This window comes from Mesorhizobium sp. M0633, from assembly GCF_040320645.1.
Classification (GTDB): Bacteria; Pseudomonadota; Alphaproteobacteria; order Rhizobiales; family Rhizobiaceae; genus Mesorhizobium.
In genome coordinates, this window is the sequence record NZ_JAMYQC010000015.1 from 32,830 (window position 1) to 51,550 (window position 18,721).

At 60.9% G+C, this 18,721-nt stretch carries 20 protein-coding genes; 5 read left to right on the forward strand and 15 right to left on the reverse strand.

Annotation, left to right across the window (positions count from 1 at the left end; translation table 11 throughout):
- Nucleotides 1-136: 136 nt before the first annotated feature.
- Nucleotides 137-481: a DUF2147 domain-containing protein gene (locus NKI47_RS17400; RefSeq protein WP_023677801.1), complete on the reverse strand. Its 345-nt coding sequence runs from the start codon at nucleotides 479-481 to the stop codon at nucleotides 137-139.
- A gap of 459 nt (nucleotides 482-940) precedes the next feature.
- Here NKI47_RS17400 and NKI47_RS17405 point away from each other — a divergent pair, with 459 nt between their 5' ends.
- Both NKI47_RS17405 and NKI47_RS17410 read left to right on the forward strand, forming a co-directional pair.
- Nucleotides 941-1,207, forward strand: a complete 267-nt coding sequence (locus NKI47_RS17405; protein ID WP_010915070.1) for an SEL1-like repeat protein — start codon at nucleotides 941-943, stop codon at nucleotides 1,205-1,207.
- A gap of 379 nt (nucleotides 1,208-1,586) precedes the next feature.
- The gene (locus NKI47_RS17410) at nucleotides 1,587-2,708 is read left to right on the forward strand and encodes a branched-chain amino acid ABC transporter substrate-binding protein (RefSeq protein WP_352591957.1); all 1,122 of its coding nucleotides are present in this window, start codon (nucleotides 1,587-1,589) and stop codon (nucleotides 2,706-2,708) included.
- A gap of 96 nt (nucleotides 2,709-2,804) precedes the next feature.
- Here NKI47_RS17410 and NKI47_RS17415 read toward each other — a convergent pair whose 3' ends face one another.
- The 11 genes from NKI47_RS17415 to NKI47_RS17465 all read right to left on the reverse strand — a co-directional run bounded on the left by NKI47_RS17415 (nucleotide 2,805) and on the right by NKI47_RS17465 (nucleotide 11,525).
- On the reverse strand, nucleotides 2,805-4,793 hold the full coding sequence (locus tag NKI47_RS17415) for an acetyl/propionyl/methylcrotonyl-CoA carboxylase subunit alpha (RefSeq protein WP_352591960.1): 1,989 nt from the start codon (nucleotides 4,791-4,793) through the stop codon (nucleotides 2,805-2,807).
- A 111-nt stretch (nucleotides 4,794-4,904) separates the two neighbouring features.
- Nucleotides 4,905-5,279: a hypothetical protein gene (locus NKI47_RS17420; protein ID WP_352591963.1), complete on the reverse strand. Its 375-nt coding sequence runs from the start codon at nucleotides 5,277-5,279 to the stop codon at nucleotides 4,905-4,907.
- A 43-nt stretch (nucleotides 5,280-5,322) separates the two neighbouring features.
- On the reverse strand, nucleotides 5,323-5,703 hold the full coding sequence (locus NKI47_RS17425) for a hypothetical protein (protein WP_352591966.1): 381 nt from the start codon (nucleotides 5,701-5,703) through the stop codon (nucleotides 5,323-5,325).
- A gap of 29 nt (nucleotides 5,704-5,732) precedes the next feature.
- Entirely contained in the window at nucleotides 5,733-6,107 is a 375-nt protein-coding gene (locus NKI47_RS17430; RefSeq protein ID WP_352578451.1) for a hypothetical protein, read from the reverse strand.
- A 115-nt stretch (nucleotides 6,108-6,222) separates the two neighbouring features.
- Nucleotides 6,223-6,753, reverse strand: a complete 531-nt coding sequence (locus tag NKI47_RS17435) for an O-acetyl-ADP-ribose deacetylase (protein ID WP_352591969.1) — start codon at nucleotides 6,751-6,753, stop codon at nucleotides 6,223-6,225.
- A 1-nt stretch (nucleotide 6,754) separates the two neighbouring features.
- Nucleotides 6,755-8,362, reverse strand: a complete 1,608-nt coding sequence (locus NKI47_RS17440; RefSeq protein WP_352591972.1) for a carboxyl transferase domain-containing protein — start codon at nucleotides 8,360-8,362, stop codon at nucleotides 6,755-6,757.
- A gap of 4 nt (nucleotides 8,363-8,366) precedes the next feature.
- Complete coding sequence (locus tag NKI47_RS17445) at nucleotides 8,367-8,750, reverse strand: type II toxin-antitoxin system VapC family toxin (RefSeq protein ID WP_023677795.1); 384 nt, start codon at nucleotides 8,748-8,750, stop codon at nucleotides 8,367-8,369.
- The gene (locus NKI47_RS17450) at nucleotides 8,747-9,139 is read right to left on the reverse strand and encodes an AbrB/MazE/SpoVT family DNA-binding domain-containing protein (protein WP_352591975.1); all 393 of its coding nucleotides are present in this window, start codon (nucleotides 9,137-9,139) and stop codon (nucleotides 8,747-8,749) included. The genes NKI47_RS17445 and NKI47_RS17450 overlap by 4 nt, the downstream gene beginning before the upstream one ends.
- 82 nt (nucleotides 9,140-9,221) lie before the next feature.
- Nucleotides 9,222-10,385 (reverse strand): isovaleryl-CoA dehydrogenase, encoded by a 1,164-nt coding sequence (locus NKI47_RS17455; protein WP_352454356.1) that lies wholly within the window; start codon nucleotides 10,383-10,385, stop codon nucleotides 9,222-9,224.
- A 48-nt stretch (nucleotides 10,386-10,433) separates the two neighbouring features.
- Nucleotides 10,434-11,096 carry a TetR/AcrR family transcriptional regulator gene (locus NKI47_RS17460; protein ID WP_352591978.1) on the reverse strand — a complete coding sequence of 221 codons (663 nt, stop codon included), beginning with the start codon at nucleotides 11,094-11,096 and terminating at the stop codon, nucleotides 10,434-10,436.
- A gap of 150 nt (nucleotides 11,097-11,246) precedes the next feature.
- Complete coding sequence (locus NKI47_RS17465; RefSeq protein ID WP_023677791.1) at nucleotides 11,247-11,525, reverse strand: acylphosphatase; 279 nt, start codon at nucleotides 11,523-11,525, stop codon at nucleotides 11,247-11,249.
- Between the two features lie 199 nt (nucleotides 11,526-11,724).
- On the opposite strand from NKI47_RS17465, the gene NKI47_RS17470 reads away from it, so the two are divergent.
- Nucleotides 11,725-12,225 carry a MarR family winged helix-turn-helix transcriptional regulator gene (locus tag NKI47_RS17470; RefSeq protein WP_352591981.1) on the forward strand — a complete coding sequence of 167 codons (501 nt, stop codon included), beginning with the start codon at nucleotides 11,725-11,727 and terminating at the stop codon, nucleotides 12,223-12,225.
- A 32-nt stretch (nucleotides 12,226-12,257) separates the two neighbouring features.
- Here NKI47_RS17470 and NKI47_RS17475 read toward each other — a convergent pair whose 3' ends face one another.
- Nucleotides 12,258-13,364 (reverse strand): pyridoxal phosphate-dependent aminotransferase, encoded by a 1,107-nt coding sequence (locus NKI47_RS17475; protein WP_352591984.1) that lies wholly within the window; start codon nucleotides 13,362-13,364, stop codon nucleotides 12,258-12,260.
- Between the two features lie 120 nt (nucleotides 13,365-13,484).
- On the opposite strand from NKI47_RS17475, the gene NKI47_RS17480 reads away from it, so the two are divergent.
- Together NKI47_RS17480 and NKI47_RS17485 are read left to right on the forward strand one after the other, a co-directional pair.
- Nucleotides 13,485-15,137 (forward strand): tetratricopeptide repeat-containing sulfotransferase family protein, encoded by a 1,653-nt coding sequence (locus NKI47_RS17480; RefSeq protein WP_352591987.1) that lies wholly within the window; start codon nucleotides 13,485-13,487, stop codon nucleotides 15,135-15,137.
- Nucleotides 15,138-15,216: 79 nt separating this feature from the next.
- Nucleotides 15,217-16,869 carry a tetratricopeptide repeat-containing sulfotransferase family protein gene (locus NKI47_RS17485; RefSeq protein WP_352591990.1) on the forward strand — a complete coding sequence of 551 codons (1,653 nt, stop codon included), beginning with the start codon at nucleotides 15,217-15,219 and terminating at the stop codon, nucleotides 16,867-16,869.
- Nucleotides 16,870-17,131: 262 nt separating this feature from the next.
- Here NKI47_RS17485 and NKI47_RS17490 read toward each other — a convergent pair whose 3' ends face one another.
- Together NKI47_RS17490 and NKI47_RS17495 are read right to left on the reverse strand one after the other, a co-directional pair.
- The gene (locus tag NKI47_RS17490; protein WP_352591993.1) at nucleotides 17,132-18,283 is read right to left on the reverse strand and encodes a porin; all 1,152 of its coding nucleotides are present in this window, start codon (nucleotides 18,281-18,283) and stop codon (nucleotides 17,132-17,134) included.
- Between the two features lie 97 nt (nucleotides 18,284-18,380).
- Nucleotides 18,381-18,632: a GIY-YIG nuclease family protein gene (locus NKI47_RS17495; RefSeq protein ID WP_352591996.1), complete on the reverse strand. Its 252-nt coding sequence runs from the start codon at nucleotides 18,630-18,632 to the stop codon at nucleotides 18,381-18,383.
- Nucleotides 18,633-18,721 lie beyond the last annotated feature (89 nt).

Here is an 18,721-nt window from a genome sequence, read left to right on the forward strand (position 1 = left end):
TGGGGTTCAAAATGGTTGATGATCTCTGGGCGGGCCGCCTTGAAAGCAGCGACCTATGGCGACGCCGCGGCTACGAGACCGATAACATGAAAACGGGGCCGACTGGCCCCGCTCACCCCTGGCAGGAATGGCACGATCAGAGCTTATGCCAGGTCTGGCTCTTGCAGATCAGCCCGCCGAGCACGCAGCCGCTCATCTTGAGCGAACTGCCGGAAAGCGATGCTTTGCCCGAATAGGTCTTGTCGGTTTCCGGGTCGGTTATGGTGCCGGCATATTTGTTGTCGCCGGCAACCTTCAGTGAACCGATGTTCTTGCCGGCAAATTTGCCGGATTTGAGCGTAATCGAAAATGCCCCGCCGCCACCCGAAATGGCGGCAGTCGATCCGGCTTGCGTTTTCCAATTGCCTTCGATCGGATCGGCCCATGCCGCGCCGGTCATCATTATTGCGGCCGCGAGGGCCAGGCTCACTTGTCGAAACATGTCTTTCCTCCCTCAGGTAAGTCCAATCGGGCTCCGTCCCGGGTGTCTGCCCCTTACGCAAACGTAAGCTAGTCCAGCTCCCGGAAAAACAAAAGCGGTGCCGCGACGGAAGGGTTGCGGGTTTTTGCCCGCTCCCGAACGGCCGCGCCGGCGAAAAATGAAACGGGCCGCACACGTCTTTGTCTTCTGTGGTTAGCGGAGTCTTGATCCGCGCCTCGCAAGTTTTCTTCAGATCTTGTGCAAACCGGCGCGATTGCTGGCTTTGTATCCTTAACGAATTTTCGCGTTTACCTCTTGTTTTAGCTTTGTTTTCCTCAAATTAAGCACGCCATTTAACGACGGATTCAAGCCTCCAGGGCATTCTCGAAAGCATCGAAAGAGCGGCCGCCCCCGACGGTAATCAAGGACACCGAGGGACAGACGGAGACAGCTCTCGGGAGCCAGAACAGGGGATTTGAAATGGCACGTTTTGAAATGCTTGAAGCCGGCTTCGGCGCCATGGGGGCAACTGCCCAGGCCGATATTCTTTTCGAGTTGGGCATGATGTATGCGACCGGCCGCGATTGCGAGACCGATGTCGTCGCCGCCCACAAATGGTTCAACATCGCCGCGATCAAGGGTTCGGCCCGCGCCGCGGAACTGCGCTCCGAATTGTCTGCCGCCATGTCGAAGGTCGAGATCGCCAAGGCGCTGCGCGAAGCTCGCGAATGGATGACGATGCACTGAATTCGCCGGCATCGACTTCACAAGGGTACTGACCTCACAACAGGGATGCTTCGGGTCAAGGCCGCGCAGAGGGCCGGGCCCGAACAATCAAGGCCGCGCAAGACGGCTGAGCCAACAAGATCAAGAACACGGCGGCAAGCTGTGCAATAGACAGGGAAGGCGAGCGGGTCCTGGCACCGATTCGTTGGGAAGCTCATGGCAAAAGCCGCGACCGGCCGGAACAAGGCTGGCGCGGCTTTGTCTTTGGGACTGCGTGTTGCAGGCCCAATCGAGTGCCGACGATGCGTCTAGACAGCCCCGGTGAAGGATGAAATTCTCCCGCCACTCTGGAAGAGGCGCGGCCGGGATGGTCGCGCGAGAGTGGAGGAGTTGTGTCACCATGAAGAAATTCAGTATTTTGAGCGCCGCCATATTTGGCCTAATGATGACCGCGCCGGTAGCCTTCGCCGACGACATCACCTTTTCGGTGGTCGGACCGATGACCGGTCAGCTTGCCACCATCGGCGATCAGTTCAAGCAGGGCGCGCAAGCCGCCGCCGACGCGATCAACGCGGCGGGCGGCGTCGACGGCCGCCAGATCAAGCTCGACATCGAGGACGACCAGTGCGATCCGAAGCAGGCGGTTTCGGTCGCCAACCGCATCATCGCCAATGGTGTCAAGTTCATCGATGGCCACGCCTGCTCGGGCTCCAGCATCCCGGCCTCCGCCGTCTACGCCGAAGCCGGTGCGCTGATGATGAGTCCGGCTTCCTCGAACCCGGTACTAACCGACGCAGCGGCGAAGGCCGGCTGGCCGACGATCATGCGCCTCTATACGCGCGACGATGCGCAGGGCGCTTTCATCGGTCCATGGATCGCCAAGAAATATGCCGGCAAGAACGTCGTCATCATGCACGACAAGAGCGCCTATGGGCAGGGCGTGGCCGATGCCGTCAAGGCAACGATGAACCAGAACGGTCTCAAAGAGATCCTCTACGAGGGCATCAACGCCGGCGAGAAGGACTATTCCGCTCTTGTTACCAAGCTCAAGGAGCTGAAAGCCGACGTCGTCTATTTCGGCGGCTATCACCCCGAAGCCGGCCTGATCCTGCGCCAGTCGGCGGAGCAGAACTTCAAGTTCCAGTTGATCATGCCGGACTCGATCGCTTCGCCGGAATTCTGGCAGGTTGCCGGTCCGGCCGGCGAAGGCACCATGTTCGTCTTCCCGTCGGATCCGCAGGCGAAGCCCGAAGCCAAGGAAGCCATCGCCAAGATCAAGGCCGGCGGCTTCGTGCCGGAGGGCTTCACGCTGTTTTCCTATGCGGTGATCCAGGCCTTCGCCGAAGGCATCAAACGCGCCGGCAGCGACGATCCGGCAAAAGTCGCTGAAGCGTTAAAGAACGGCCAGCCGATCAGCACGGTTGTCGGCTCGGTCACCTTCGACGAGAAGGGCGACCTCAAAAACGCCAGCTACGACATCAACCAGTGGCACGACGGCAAATACGCGCCGATCCAGCCGTGATGGCCGCGGCGCCAAGACGCGCTGCTGTAATTGAACATGGCCGGGGTCAAACCCGGCCATGTTGTTTTTGGCGACGCCTTTGTCACGCGTTCGAGATCACTTCGTGGATAGGGAAACAGCAGTCAACTGAGGTTCCTCGGCAAAGCGAACCAGCACGGTGCCGTCGGTTACCTGCGCGCCTTCGGCAGCAATCTCGGCGATAACCCCGTCATGGGGCGCGGCAATGGTGTGCTCCATCTTCATCGCCTCCAGGATCAGCAGCGGCTGGCCCTTGATCACGGACTCGCCTCTGGCTGCACGCACCAATTTGACTAGGCCGGGCATTGGCGCGCGCAGGCTGCCGGAAGCGGCGGCGGCTTCGTCGGCTCGCGCCAGCGGATCCGGCACGGCAAAACCGTAGCCTATTGCACCATCGAAGACCGTGACGTGGCCCGGCCAGCGGGCGAGGCGAGGCGCGGCGCGAAGATCATGCGAATTGACGCTGTCATAGGGCGCATCCAGCGCCACCTCGAACCGTCCGTCCGGCCGCACCGACACGCGCGTGACGATCTCCTGCTCGCCAAACTTCAGCAGCATGCGCCGCGCTACAGTGTGGAAATGCGCATAGCCGGCCAGTGACGACCAGGGATCGTCCGAGGACGGCAAGTCGCCCGCACCGGACGCGGCAAGTGCCGCGGCGGCAATCGTCTCACCGCTCGGCGGCGGAACCGCCGTCAACGCCTGCAGATGCCTAGCGATCAGGCCGGTATCGACATCGCCCGCCGCAAAATCTGCATCAGCGACTAGGGCGGCAAGGAAGGCAGTGTTGACCGTCGAGCCGGCGATTTCTGTCTGCGACAGCGCCGCGCCAAGCGCTGTGAGCGCTGCCCGTCTGTCCTTGCCGTGGATGATCAGCTTGGCGATCATCGGGTCGTAAAACGGCGAAATCGCATCGCCGGCGCGCACACCGGTTTCGATGCGCATGGTCGCACCCTCCGGTGCCGGCTGCGGAAATTTCAAATGGTGCAAGGTGCCGGTCGCCGGCAAAAACCCTCTTGCCGCGTCCTCGGCATAGATGCGCGCCTCGAAGGCGTGGCCGGAGAGCGCGATCTCGCTCTGCGTCTTCGGCAGTTTTTCGCCGGAGGCTACCCGCAACTGCCACTCGACCAGGTCGATGCCGGTGACCATTTCGGTGACGGGGTGCTCGACCTGCAGGCGGGTGTTCATTTCCATGAACCAGAAACGGTCGGCCTTCAGCCCTTGCGAGGCATCGACGATGAACTCGATCGTGCCGGCGCCGGAATAGTGGATTGCCTTGGCGGCTTTCACCGCCGCCTCGGTCATCGCCTTGCGCAGTGCCGGCGTCATGCCCGGGGCAGGCGCCTCCTCGATCACCTTCTGGTGGCGGCGCTGTGCCGAGCAGTCGCGTTCGTGAAGATGCACGGCGTTGCCGAAATTGTCACCAAACACCTGCACTTCGATGTGGCGCGGCTTGTCGACATATTTTTCCACCAAGACGCGGTCGTCACCGAACGCGGCTTTCGCCTCGCGCCGCGCGCCCGACAGTGCTTCCGAAAAATCATCGGGATGCTCGACGCGCCGCATGCCTTTGCCGCCGCCGCCGGCGCGCGCCTTGATCAGTACGGGGTAGCCTATCTCGCGCGCCTTGGAGGCGAGCAACACGATCTCCTGCGCTTCGCCATGGTAGCCCGGAACGACAGGCACGCCGGCCTTTTCCATCAGCCGCTTGGCCGCGTCCTTCAGTCCCATGGCGCGGATCGAGGCCGCCGACGGGCCAATGAAGATCAGCCCAGCCGCCGCGACCTGGTCGACGAATTCGGGGTTTTCCGAAAGAAAGCCGTAGCCCGGATGGATGGCCTCGGCACCTGTGGCCAAGGCCGCCGCAATGATCTTGTCGCCGCGCAGATAGCTTTCGTTGGCGGGAGAGGCGCCGATATGCACCGCTTCGTCGGCCATTTCGACATGCAAGGCGCGATCGTCGGCGTCGGAATAGACGGCGACGCTGCGCACACCCATCCTGCGTGCCGTGCGGATCACCCGGCAGGCGATCTCGCCACGGTTGGCGATCAGGATCTTGGCGAACATCGGGCCTCCACAGGCAGAGCTGCCGCCAACGGCGCGAATTCTCGTCACGCGAACTGCGGCAATGCCCTGCTTTGTAGTCTGGCGGTCAAAGGGTAGGCAAGCGAGGCCTGCCTACTTTGAGGCCGCGATTTCGCAAGCTCCCCCGGTCGTGACCCTGTAACGGTCGCGGGTGACCTGGCAGGATTTCATCGCCATATCCTCGGCAGCCTTTTGCGAGGGCGCATTCAAGCGCGAGCCGCACAGGATGTACAACGAACGCACCCGGGAATACGGAGTGGTCGCATAAGCTGAATGGCCGCTGGCCGCCACATAGGCCTTATATGCCTTGGTGCATGGCCGATCCGCGGTCGCCGGAAAATACGGGTAGAAGCGGACGTCGCCCTTGCTTCCAGCCAGCGATTCCGCCGCGCCGACATTGGGGCTCGAGATTAGAAGCAACCCGGTTATTAGCGAGAAGACTGCTTGTTTGACGCCTATAGATTTCATTTTTCCCACCCATTGAATACGTCGAAGGCCGACGAGTGTCGGTCTATTTGGAGGCAGCTATGGCGCAGGCCCCTGCAGTCGTGACCTTGTACTTGCTGCGCGCGGACTGGCAGGATTTCAACGCCAGCGCCTCCGCAGCCTTCTGGGATGTTGCATTCAGATAAGCACCGCAAATAGTGAATTCGGTTGCCCAGTTGAATGGCGTCATCGCATAGGCCGAGTGACCGCCAGCCGCCACATAGTCCTTGTAATTCTTGCCGCAGCCTCCGATTGTACCCGGTGCAAAATAGACCGGAAAGCGGCTGTCGCCCTTGCTTCCCGCCAGCGATTCGGCGGCGCTGACATTCGGTGCAGAGGCCACAAGCAGTGCAAGTACCGACATGGTTGCTCGCTTGATTGATAAAGATTTCATTGCCAAACCCATTTGAACCCCAAACACTGAAATATATTCGCCTACTTGGAGGCAGCGATTTCGCAGCCGCCGCCTGTTGTAACTCTGTAACTGTTGCGGGCGGCCTGACAGGATTTCAACGCCAATTCTTCGGCAGCTTGCTGTGACGGTGCATTCAAGCGCGAGCCGCAGATGATGTACAGAAAACGCACCCGGGAATACGGAGTGGTTGCATAGGCTGAATGGCCGCCGGCCGCTACATAGGCCTTGTAGGCCCTGGTACACGGATCCTTCGGGCTCTGCGGCAAATAGGGATAGAAACGGGTCTCGCCCTTGCTTCCCGCCAGCGACTCCGCTGCGCCGATGCCAGGGGTCACTAATATAAGCAACCCTGCAAGTAAATGCACAGTTGTTCTCTGAAAAACCCGCCGCCTCATCTTCGCCCAATCCCCATTGGTATTTGCGATGATCAATAGCCGTGATTCTTTCGTCTGGCCAGATCGAGAAGCAAAAAATAGTCTGGAGATGTGGTGGGTTGTCTCCCGCGCAGGGTCACACCCTGCCGAGTGCAGCGACGACCCGCTGATACAATTCGGCCGTCGGCTCGTCGAAGCAGCAGAAAATGACGGTTTCCGGAACGATGTTCTGGCCGATGAAGGCGCTCACGGTCCCGACAGCAATTTGCGTCGCCTGATCCTTCGGATAGCGGTAGGCCCCGGTCGAGATCGCAGGAAACGCCACCGTCCGGCAGTCCTTTGCGGCGGCGATTTCGAGCGACCGGCGATAGCAGGAGGCGAGCAGTTCGGCTTCTCCTTTGCTGCCACCTTGCCAGACCGGCCCGACCGTATGAATGACGTAGCGCGCGGGCAGCCTGTAGCCCTTGGTGATTTTTGCGTCTCCGACCTTGCAGCCATGCAAGGTCCGGCATTCTGCCACAAGCTCGGGGCCGGCCGCGCGGTGGATAGCGCCGTCGACGCCGCCGCCTCCGAGAAGAGAGGTATTGGCGGCGTTGACGATGGCATCGACCGCCAGCTTCGTGATGTCGCCGGTTTGAATGCGAATCCTCTGGCCGGTATCGCTCATCTCACATCCTGAACACGCCGAATTTTATCTCCTCGACCTCGGCGTTGAGCGCGGCCGAAAGGCTGAGCGCCAGCACCTCGCGGGTCTTGGCCGGGTCGATGATGCCGTCGTCCCAGAGCCTTGCCGACGAATAGAGCGGGTGTCCCTCGTGCTCGTACTTCATCAGAATCGGCTTCTTGAATTTCGCTTCCTCCTCAGCGCTCCATTCCCCGCCCTTGCGCTCGATGCCTTCGCGCTTGACCACGGCCAGCACCGTTGCCGCCTGCTCGCCGCCCATCACCGAAATGCGGGCATTCGGCCACATCCACAGGAAGCGTGGCGAATAGGCGCGTCCGCACATGCCGTAATTGCCGGCACCGAACGAGCCGCCGATGATCACGGTCACCTTCGGCACCTTTGCCGTTGCGACCGCCATGACCAGCTTGGCGCCGTCCTTGGCGATGCCGCCGGCCTCGTATTTTCGCCCGACCATGAAGCCGGTGATGTTCTGCAGGAAAATCAGCGGGATCTTGCGCAGGCAGCACAGCTCGATGAAGTGCGCGCCCTTCAGCGCGCTTTCCGAAAACAGCACGCCATTGTTGGCGACGATGCCGACCGGCATGCCGCTGAGATGGGCAAAACCGGTGACCAGCGTGGTGCCATAATTCTGTTTGAACTCATCGAACTCGGAGCCGTCGACGGTGCGGGCGATCACCTCGCGCACGTCGTAGGGCTGGCGCAGATCCGTCGGCACGATGCCGTAGAGTTCATGTGGATCGTGAAGCGGCGGAATCGATTTCTGTAAGGCAAGGCTTACATTCTTGTTCCGATTCAGGTTTTTGACGATACGCCGGCATATGGCCAGCGCATGCTCGTCGTCGAGCGCATAGTGGTCGGCAACGCCGGAAAGCCTTGTGTGCACGTCGGCGCCACCGAGGTCCTCGGCGGTGACGTCCTCGCCGGTGGCCGCCTTCACCAGCGGCGGCCCGCCGAGAAAGATGGTCGCCTGGTTGCGCACCATGATTGTCTCGTCCGACATCGCAGGCACATAGGCGCCGCCGGCCGTGCACGAACCCATGACGCAGGCGATCTGCGGAATGCCGGCGGCCGACATGTTGGCCTGGTTGTAGAAGATGCGGCCGAAATGATCGCGGTCGGGAAACACCTCGTCCTGGTTGGGCAGATTGGCGCCGCCGCTGTCGACCAGATAGACGCAAGGCAGATTGTTCTGCAATGCGATCTCCTGTGCACGCAGATGCTTCTTCACCGTCAGTGGATAATAGGTGCCGCCCTTCACCGTGGCGTCATTGACGACGACCATCACTTCGGTGCCTTCGACGCGGCCGATGCCGGCGATGAGGCCGGCCGAAGGGATGTCCTCGCCATACATCGACCATGCCGCGAACTGGCCGATTTCGAGGAAGGGCGAGCCTGTATCGAGCAATTGGGCTAGGCGTTGCCGCGGCAGGAGCTTGCCGCGGGAGACGTGCCGCTCACGCGCCTCTTCCGAGCCACCGCGCTCGATGGCGGCGGCTTTTTCAGCAATATCGGCGACTAGCGCCCGCATGCGCTCGGCATTGCCGCGGAAGGCATCGGAGGCGGACGACATCTGAGAGGTGAGGGGGGCCATGGCGCTACCGGATCAGCTCGATCTTGCAGCCGACATCGAGGTCGCCCCAATCGCGATCAGCGGTGACGGCAATGGCATTCTCGCGAATTGCCAGCGCCAGGCAAGCCCGATCGCCCAGCGACAAGCCGCGATGCCGCGTCAATTGGCGAAGCTGCCCAGCGGCGATGCCCATCGCGTCGTCGAAAACGGCGATCGGCATGCCGAGACTGGCGAGGTCGTCCGCGGCCTGTTCCATGCTGCGTCCCTTGTCGATCAGCTTGGCGATGATTTCGGCCGCATTGACCGAACTGCATTGTGCATCCGGCGCGAACCCCAAAGCATTATCGGTGCCTTGCTCGTTGAGCAGGATTGCGAGCGCCGCCGAACTGTCCATGACGTAGGGCTTCATTTCGCCCGCTTTCCAGTCGTCCCTTCGGCGTGAAGCCGGTCCAGACGCTTGTCGCTTCGACGCTGCTCTTCCCGCCGCTCCTTCAGAAATTCGTCGACGACGCTTTCACCGGGCTGTTTCAGCGTCGACAATTCGGCCTGGACGCGTCGCAGATTCTGCAGCCACGATCTTACCCGCAGCTCGCCGTTTTCGACATGAAGGATCATGTCCTCGCCAGGCTTCACGCCCATCTCCTCGCGCATCGCGGCAGGAATGACGAAGCGCCCGCCCTCGCCAAGCTTGACACGCTCGCGTTTCGCCGGAGCACGAAGCTGTGGTTGGCGAGCGCCGGCATCGAACCGTGCTTGCGGATCTTCGTCAAATCCGGACTTTCCCGTTTTGCCAGCCATGGTCCGTCTCGCCTGTGTTGTGGCACATATTCCGAAGTATGCCACATCGTGCGGCTTCTGGCAAAATCTCAAAAAGACGCCATCAGGCGCCCTCCACCATGATTTCCCGCCCGATCAGCCAGCGACGGATTTCGCTGGTGCCGGCGCCGATCTCGTAGAGCTTGGCGTCGCGCAAAAGCCGGCCGGTCGGGTAGTCGTTGATGTAGCCGTTGCCGCCCAAAAGTTGGATGGCGTCGAGCGCCATCAGCGTTGCCTTTTCGGCGGCGAAGAGAATACAGCCGGCAGCATCCTTGCGGGCCGTCTCACCGCGATCGCAAGCGGCGGCCACGGCATAGACGTAGGCGCGCGCCGCGTTCATCGTCGCATACATGTCGGCTAGCTTGCCTTGCACCAGCTGGAACTCGCCGATCGGCTGGCCGAACTGCCTGCGTTCGTGCACGTAAGGGATCGCCACGTCGAGGCACGCAGCCATCAGCCCGATCGGGCCGCCGGCCAGCACGGCGCGTTCGTAGTCGAGGCCCGACATCAGCACCTCGACGCCGCGCCCTTCCTCGTGCAGCACATTGTCGAACGGCACTTCGACATTCTCGAACACCAGCTCGCCGGTGTTCGAGCCACGCATGCCGAGCTTGTCGAGCTTTTGCGCCACGGAAAAACCGGCAAAGGCCTTTTCGACGATGAAAGCGGTGATGCCGCGCGAATGGAGTTCCGGATCGGTCCTGGCGTAGACGACCAGCGTCTCGGCATCCGGCCCGTTGGTGATCCACATTTTGGTGCCATTGAGCACATAGCGATCATTGCGCTTTTCGGCGCGCAGGCGCAGCGACACCACATCGGAGCCGGCTCCCGATTCCGACATCGCCAGTGCGCCGACCTTCTCGCCGCTGCAGAGCGAAGGCAGATATTTTTCCTTCTGCGCCTGCGTCGCCCAGCGGTTGATCTGGTTGACGCAGAGGTTGGAATGGGCGCCGTAGGAGAGGCCGACCGAGGCCGAGGCGCGCGAAATCTCCTCCATCGCCACGACATGGGCGAGGTAGCCCATGCCGCTGCCGCCGAAATCGGGATCGGCGGTGATGCCGAGCAGGCCGAGCCCGCCGAGCTCCGCCCACAGATGTGCCGGGAATTCGTTCGAGCGGTCGATCTCGGCGGCGATCGGTGCGATCTTTTCCTGGGCGAAGCGCCGCACCAGGTCGCGCAGCGCCTCGATGTCTTCGTCAAGCCCGAAGTTGAGCGTATGCGTGTACATGCCGTTCCTCCCGGCGCACGACCGCGAAAATCGGGATCATGCGCGAAATCAAAGTGCTGCAGCGTCCGTTGCGCGCTCGAATGGACGCACGGCGCCGTGGCTCGTCCTCGCGCCATCGCTCTTTGCTCCAACAAGGCGCATTGTCATTGCTAGATATGTAGCGGTGACTTCGGCGATCGACAGCCGTTCGCCCGGCCGGAACCAGACGATGACGCCGGTCATCATCTGGATCAGCGCCATGGCGGTGAGCCCGGTGTCTTCGATGCTGAATAACCCCCCTTCGACGCCGTCGCGCAGGATGGCGCGCAGCTCCTTCTCGTAGGCCGTGCGCATGCGCAGGATCTGCGTGAGTTTTTCATGCGACAGGCTGCGCAGCTCCATGTTCGAGACATGGGTGGAGTGGCGGCGTTCGATATGGAAAGCGATGTGGTTTTCGACATAAGCGGCAAGCCGCGCTGCCGGATCGGCGCCGACAGGGCGTGTTGCGCGCCACGCCTCGATCAAGCCTTCCATATGCTCACGCATCAGCATGAACAGAAGGTCCTGCTTGGTCGGGAAGTAGCGGTACAGCGCCGCTGCCTGGACGCCGACCTCGGCCGCCAGTTGGCGCATCGACATCGCCTCGTAGCCAAGACGCGCAATCAGGCTGACCGCCGCCTCGCGGACCGCAGCTTCGGTCTTCTCTCCGTCGGAACCGGTCGTACGCGCCATGACAAGCCGCCTTTTCGCGGACAATAAAACAAACGTTCAATTAATTCAAGAACCGAGGCATGTCCGGGCAGGGCAATGGCTTCAGATTTGCTCTATCTGCACCCTGGAGAATTTTGTGCGATGGAAGCGAATGAGCAGGACCATGCCTTGCTAGGCAACAATCCTGAAATCGGCCGACGTGTCGCGAGCCTCGATCTCTTCGACATCGACCTTTGAAACCGCTGCCCCTGGCGGCCCTTGCCAAAACCGTTCGATCATCGTCGAGACCGCCGCCCCGGTTCCTGCAATCAAGGCTGTCACCGAGCCGTCAACTTCGTTGCGCACCCACCCGGCAAGGCCAAGCGCCGACGCCTCGCGCCGCACCCAAACCCGGTAGCTGACGCCTTGCACCTTGCCGTATATGCGTACCTGCACCGTACGATCGGTCATCGCGCTCTCCATCCTTTGAGTCGAGTCTGGCGCATCGCCGCGCAAATTCAACCGCGCAACGTGCATCGAAGGTTTCTCTCCGGTCGCTATCCGCCAGATTTCGCACTGCGAGATGGGTGGCGCCTCCACCGATGATTGACTAAGTCAAATAATAGGCGATCATGGCCCTGACGGAGCGGTCCGTCCGAAGGAGGTCGACATGCCGGCCGATCGGAATGCCCTTGTCGCGGAGATACGTGGCTTCAATCGCTTCTACACGCGCCTGATCGGGCTGCTCGACCTGACCTTGACGCACAGCGCCTATACGCTGGGCGAGGCGCGGCTGCTGTTCGAATTGGGCGGCCGATCCCGCGCTGTCGCCAATAGCGGCGGTGAGGCAGGGTTTCTTGCACGGGCGTTCCACCTCGATCTCCGGCCGGCGGCCTCCGAAATCGCTGCCGAACTCCGGCTCGATCCGGCCTATGTCACACGCGTCCTGAGGAGGTTCGCCGCCGCTGGCCTGACCGAGACACGCTCTGACCCAGCCGATCGGCGCAGACGTATCCTGTCGCTGACCGCTCGCGGAAGTGCTGAGCTCGCCAGGCTTCACGCTGCGGCGGATCGCGACCTCGCCCGGCTGACGGCCGGCCTCGCCGATGACGCGGCTGCCGAATTATCGGACGCCTTGAAGTGCGTCATGCGCCTGCTCGGAGAGAAATAGCGGGCAGCACTGGAATCCCGGCGTTGCGCTCTTCAGTTCCCCCGCGCTGCCGCCAGTGCGCCAGGCAGTTCCTCGGCAAAGATGTCGAGCTCGTGGTCGAGGCCGACACTGACCCGGATGCAGCGGTCGAGAACCGGCACCATCGGCTTGCGGATGAAGACGTCGCGTGACAACAGCGCCTGCAGCACTTTTAGTGCGAAAGCGCCGTCGCGGCCGCAGTCGATGGTGACGAAATTGGTCGCCGAAGCCAGCGGCTTCAGCCCGTTCGCTTCGGCTATTGCGGCGGTACGCCGGCGGCCGGCGGCGACCCGCGCCACCACGCTATCCAGCCAGGCCTGATCGGCAAGCGCCTCGACACCGGCGATCTGCGCCATGCGGCTGACGCCATAGTGGTTGCGGATCTTCTCGAAGTCCCGAATCACTTGGGCCTCGGCCACCGCATAGCCGCAGCGTATGCCGGCCAGCCCATAGGCCTTGGAAAAGGTGCGCACGCGGATGACGTTCGGCCGCGCCACATCGATCGGCGGCAGCGCTGAGGCTGGCCCTAATTCGCCATAGGCTTCGTCGAGCACCAGCATTGTGGTCTCCGGCAAGGCTTCGATGAAGCGGCTGAGCTCGGCGGCTTCCCACCAGCTGCCCATCGGATTGTCCGGATTGGACAGGTAGACCAGTGGCGCCTTTTCCCTGGCCACTGCCGCCAGCAGGCCGTCGAGGTTTTCCCGATCGTTCTCGTAGGGCACTGCGACCAGCCGGCCGCCGACGCCGGCAACATGAAAGTTGAAGGTCGGATAGGCGCCGAGCGAGGTCACCACCGCATCGCCCGGCGCCACATACATGCGCGCAACCAGGCTGAGCAGCCCGTCTATGCCTTCGCCGACGACGACGTTTTCGGCGCCGACACCGAGATGCCGGGCCACGGCTACCTTCAAATCGTGATTGTCAGGGTCGCAGTACATCCACATGTCGCCGGCAATCTCGGCCATACGGGCAATGACGCGTGGGGAAGGGCCAAAGCTGCTCTCATTGGCGCCGATGCGGGCGCGAAAGGCGCGACCGCGATCACGCTCCTGCGCCTCCGGGCCGACAAACGGTACCGTGGAGGGAAGCGCGTCGATGAGCGGCGTAAGGGGAGGGCGCATGGCAAAGGCTCGTTCGAAAAGGGGCCTTCTTGCTAGCCTGCTGGCTTGGCCTGCGCAAGTTCCGCGGCAGGCGGGCACGTCAGGCTGGATTCTCCCGGATCATTTTGCTAGCGAGACATGATGAGCAACCGACTGCCGCCCGCTTGGTCCAAACACATAAAGTCCCGCCCGGCGCCGAAAGTGCAGCCGCCGAAAGCGAAACCGCCGTCGCGCGCGCAAGCTGACGATGCGCTGCTGAAACAGGCGTATGGCTTGCAGCAGGCCAAGCGGTTGGCCGAGGCTGAGGAACTGTGCCGCCGCGTGCTGGAGCGCACGCCCAACCATCCCCTGGCTTTGTATATCATGGGCACGCTGTTCATCGGGCTCGACGATGAAACGGCGCTGCGATATTTGGCCCGAGCCGTCGGCGAGGAGCCTCAAAACCCCTTTTATCACCTTAGTCTGGGTGAAGTTTATCTAAAAGTCAGCGAATATTCGCCCGCAATCAGGCATATTCAGCAAGCATTGAAGTTGAAGCCCGATTTGCTGGAAGCGCTTTGCGCGTTGGGACGCGCTTACGTCGAATTCGACAAGGCTGACATGGCTGTCCCGGTTTACGAGAAAGCGCTCAAGATCAACCGCGATCATCCTCGCGTTCGGACAGGACTGGTCAGCGCACTCACCGGTCTCGGTCGCGTGGACGAAGCCGAAGTCTATCTGAAAGAAGCGATCGAACGTCGCATCGCGATGCCCGCTGCCTATAACGAGCTTGTGCATACGCGCAAATTCACCGAAGAGCCGGCCGAACTTAAGTCCATCCTGCGCGAACTGGGCTACCCAAAGCTTGACCCCGAAAGTGCGATGAGACTTCATCACGCAGCCGGCAAGGTGCTGAACGACCTTGGGCGCTACGAAGACGCGATAGATCATTTCAAGAAAGGCAAGCAGGCCGCAGGCTATAAGTTTGATCTGGAAGCCTATCGCCGCTGGGTCGACTCTACGATCGAGCTCTTCAACCCGGACATGGTGGCTACCAAGGCGGGTCATGGAAGCCCATCGGAAGTGCCCGTGTTTGTATTGGGAATGCCCCGGTCGGGGACCACCCTGACCGAGCAGATTTGCGCGAGCCACCCGGATGTTCACGGCGCAGGAGAACTTAAAAAGCTAAGGCGAGCCGCAAATGCTACCGGCCTCACCAGGCTTTCGGCACGGGCTTTGGGCCAATCGATAGTGCCGATCACCCCTGACCTGTCCAAAATCCTGGCCGAGGAGCACCTGTCCTACCTTCGTGAGCGTGCGCCGACCGCACGTCGCATAGTCGACAAGATGCCCCGGAATTTCGAATTGATAGGCCTCATAGGCCTCCTCTTTCCCAACGCGCGGATTATTCACTGTCGCCGCGACGCCATCGACAATTGCCTCTCGTGTTTTTTCCAGAATTTCTCCAAGGGACACAGCTACATCGCCGACCTGCAGACGCTCGGGCTGTACTACCGTGAATACGATCGCCTGATGCGACATTGGGACAAGGTTTTTCCGGGACGCATCCTCGAAAGTCGCTACGAGACGCTGGTTGCGGATCAGGAGGCACAATCGCGCCGTCTGATCGATTATCTTGGATTGCCCTGGGACGATGCCTGCCTGCGCTTCTTCGAGAAGGGCGGATCGGTCAACACGGCCAGTCGCTGGCAAGTCCGGCAGCCGATCTACAACTCGTCCATCAAGCACTGGAAAAATTATGAGGGCAAGATCCAGCCGCTGATCGACGCCTTGGGCGACCTAGCCGAACTTTGAACAAGGAGGGCGCCCGACAGGATAGGCCAGCCTTCAGGCCAGGCTGGATTCTCCCGGACCATTTTGCTAGCGAGACATGATGAGCAACCGACTGCCGCCCGCTTGGTCCAAACACATAAAGTCCCGTTCGGCGCCGAAACTGCAGCCGTCGAAAGTGAAATCGCCCTCGCGCGCGCAAGCTGACGACATGCTGCTGCGACAGGCGCTCGAACTTCAGCAAGCCAAGCGGCTCCCGGAGGCGGAGGAATTATGCCATCGCGTTCTCGCCCGCACGCCCAACCACCCGCTTTCGCTCTACGTCCTCGGCACGTTGGGGCTCGGTATCGACGACGAGTTGGCTCTCAAATATTTTGCGCGGGCAGTAAGCCAGACGCCTCAGAATCCATATTTCCACCTTAGCCTGGGAGAAGCCGGTCTGAAGCTTGGCGACAGCTTGCTTGCGATCAGGCACCTGCAGCGCGCCTGCGAATTGAAACCCGATCTGGTGGAAGCGCTTTGCGGACTGGCGCGTGCCTACGTCAACTTCGACAAGGCCGAGATGGCTTTGCCCCTTTACTGGAAGGCGCTAAAGATCAACGGCGACCATCCCATGGTCCGGATTGGTCTGGCTGGTGCGCTCACCAGCCTCGGCCGCATGGACGAAGCCAGAGCCTATCTCGATCAGGCAATAGAACGTCGCGTCGATGTTGGGGCAGCCTACAATTACCTGGTCGACACGCAAAAGTTCACCGAAAAACCTGCCGAGCTCGACTCTATCCTGCGCGAACTCTCCAATCCCAGGCTCGAACCCGTTGCTGCATCGCAGCTCCACCACGCGGCAGGCAAAGTGCTGAACGATCTTCAGCGCTATGAAGAGGCGATAGATCACTTCAAGAGGGCGAAAAAGGCCGCTGGTCACGATTTCGACCTGGAGTACTACCGCCGAAGCGTCGATTCCATGATCGAGATATTCAGCCCATCACTATTGGAAGCCAAGGCTGGCCACGGCAGTCCGTCTGAAGTGCCTGTGTTTGTGCTGGGCATGCCCCGGTCGGGGACGACGCTGACCGAGCAGATCTGCGCGAGCCATCCGGATGTCCATGGCGCCGGGGAGCTTACGAAGCTGCGGCGAATCGCGAACTCGATGGGCTTTAGAATACTGTCGGATGAGGACCTGCGCAGTTCGATTATGTCGATGACGAGGGATCAGTCGAGGGCGCTGGCCGAAGAATACCTGTCTTATCTGCGCCAGCACGCGCCTGCCGCGCCCCGCATCGTCGACAAGATGCCGCACAACTTCGAGTTTATCGGCGTGATTGGAATTCTCTTTCCCAACGCACGCATCATTCATTGCCGGCGCGATGCCATCGACAATTGCGTCTCCTGCTTCGTCTTGCATTTCACCAAGGACCACGGCTACAACGCCGACCTTGAGACACTCGGGTTGTACTACCGCGAATATGATCGCTTGATGCGGCACTGGGACAAGGTCTTTCCCGGACGTATTTTCGAAAGCCGCTATGAGACGCTGGTTGCGGATCAGGAGACGCAATCGCGCCGTCTCATCGATCATCTCGGCTTGCCTTGGGACGATTCCTGCCTGCGCTTTTTCGAGAGGAGCGGATCGGTCAATACCCCCAGCCGCTGGCAGGTCCGGCAGCCGATCTATAGTTCATCCGTCAAACGCTGGAAAAAGTATGAGAGCGCAATTCAGCCGCTGATTGACGCCTTGGGCGATCTGGCTGAAATTTGAACAAGTAGGATGCGCCCGATCGGCCGAGGTCGATCGTGACTTGCTGTCGAGATACATTGATCCGGTAGGCCAGCTCTTCAGATCGGCCCAAGTTTTCTTTTGCACGAACAAGCGTGCGGAGCGAGCATTGCATTCGACCAGCCCTGCGATCGGCTGCTCAGCAGCAGCCTGCATTATGCATCGAGAGTTGACAGCTGCGTCGCGCCGATACGAAAAACCCGGCGGTTGCCCGCCGGGTTCAATCTCAATCTAGCTCGGACTGTTAGAATGAGCGCTGGAAGCGGAGCATGCCGCCGACGCTGTCCTTGTCGTCGGCATTGGTCCAGTTGCGATCGTAGGCTTTGTCAAACTGACCGTCGCGGGCCCAATCGACTTCGGCAGTGATCGTGAGACCGGGAACGATATCGTAGGCAATGTTCGCGGCGACGCCGTAGTTTTTGTCATCGTCAGCCGACGCCTGGAGGTTGAACGAGGTCTTCTCGTTTATGGTGTAAGTGCCACCACCCCAGACTGCCCAGTTGCCGCCCCATTGCTTGTAGAAGTTGCGGTCGATGTTGTCGTCAGAGCCGTAACCGGCCATGAGGAACAGTGTCAGGTTCTGTATCGGCGTAACGTCGACGCGAACCTTGCCGGCCCACTCTTCCCAGGTGCTGTCGTAGGCGGCGACACCGGTGATCGAGCCCCAGCCCTGCGTGTATTTGATACCGCCGACGACATACGGGACATAGCTGTCGATGGAATCATTGCCGCTGTTGCTGTCTTGGAAAATGCCAGGATCCGCGGCGGCACTGCCCGAACCGGTTTCCAACGAAGCCACGGCCGAGAAGCCGTTTCCGGCATCGAAGTAATACTGGACGACATTGGTGTCGAAGCCGCCGTAGGGGACCAGCGTATCCTGGATGACGTTGCCGGCGTAGCCGATGAAGGTATCGAAGGCCGATTCGTCCTTGCCAACGCGCAGACCACCGAGCTGGACCCAGGCAAAGTTCAGCGAAACGCTCGTACCGCCATTGAAGTTGTCATCAAGGTAATCGTTGTGGTTACCCCAGTTGAAGCGCGTCTCGGTGTAGGTCTTCAAGGTGCCGAGCTCGGTTTCCTGGCCGGTCCAGGTCTTGAGCGTGAAGCGGGCGTGCTTGTAGTAGGTATCCTGCGAGTCGCCGTCCTGCTGATCGGTAGTCTTTGCACCGTCAAATGAGCCGACGTCACCGATGCCGATGTCATAGCGGACGTAGCCGCCGATGCGCAGGCAGGTCTCGGTGCCGGGGATGTAGAAGTAGCCGGCGCCGTAGACGTCGCAAATCTTGACGTATTCGGCGGGTTCAGGCTCGGCGACCACAACAGCGTCGGCGGCGCGCGCACCGGAGACCGCGACGAATGCCGCGGCTGAGCCGAGAAGAAGGCTCTTGATATTCATTTTCTGACCTCCAGTCAGAATCGGGACGGAGGTCGGCGAAAAGCAGCTCGTTGGGTTTGTTTTTATTTATATTTCAAATAGATAGGTCCTAAGGCCGTCAGTGAGGCCGTGTCGGCCAAAAACGTTTACTCGCAAAGGTCTTGCCCGAACCGGTCTTGAAATATCGCTCGAGTTGCCGTGCGTTGGCCTCGGTTTCAACCCCGATGTAGGACTTCAAAGCTACAGGCAGATAGGCCTTAGTCGAAGTCACATAGCCTGATCGATGCGATTCGAAACGGCGCCGAAGGTCGTTGGTCGACCCGACGTAGACATCGCCGTTACGAAGTTGCAGGAAATAGACGTACCACATGGTCCCCCTACGCTACTTCGTAGCTTCGGGCGACACCCTACGCCCAAAATGCGGTTTCGGGTGGCCTGCCACCCGAAGCCCGCAGGGCG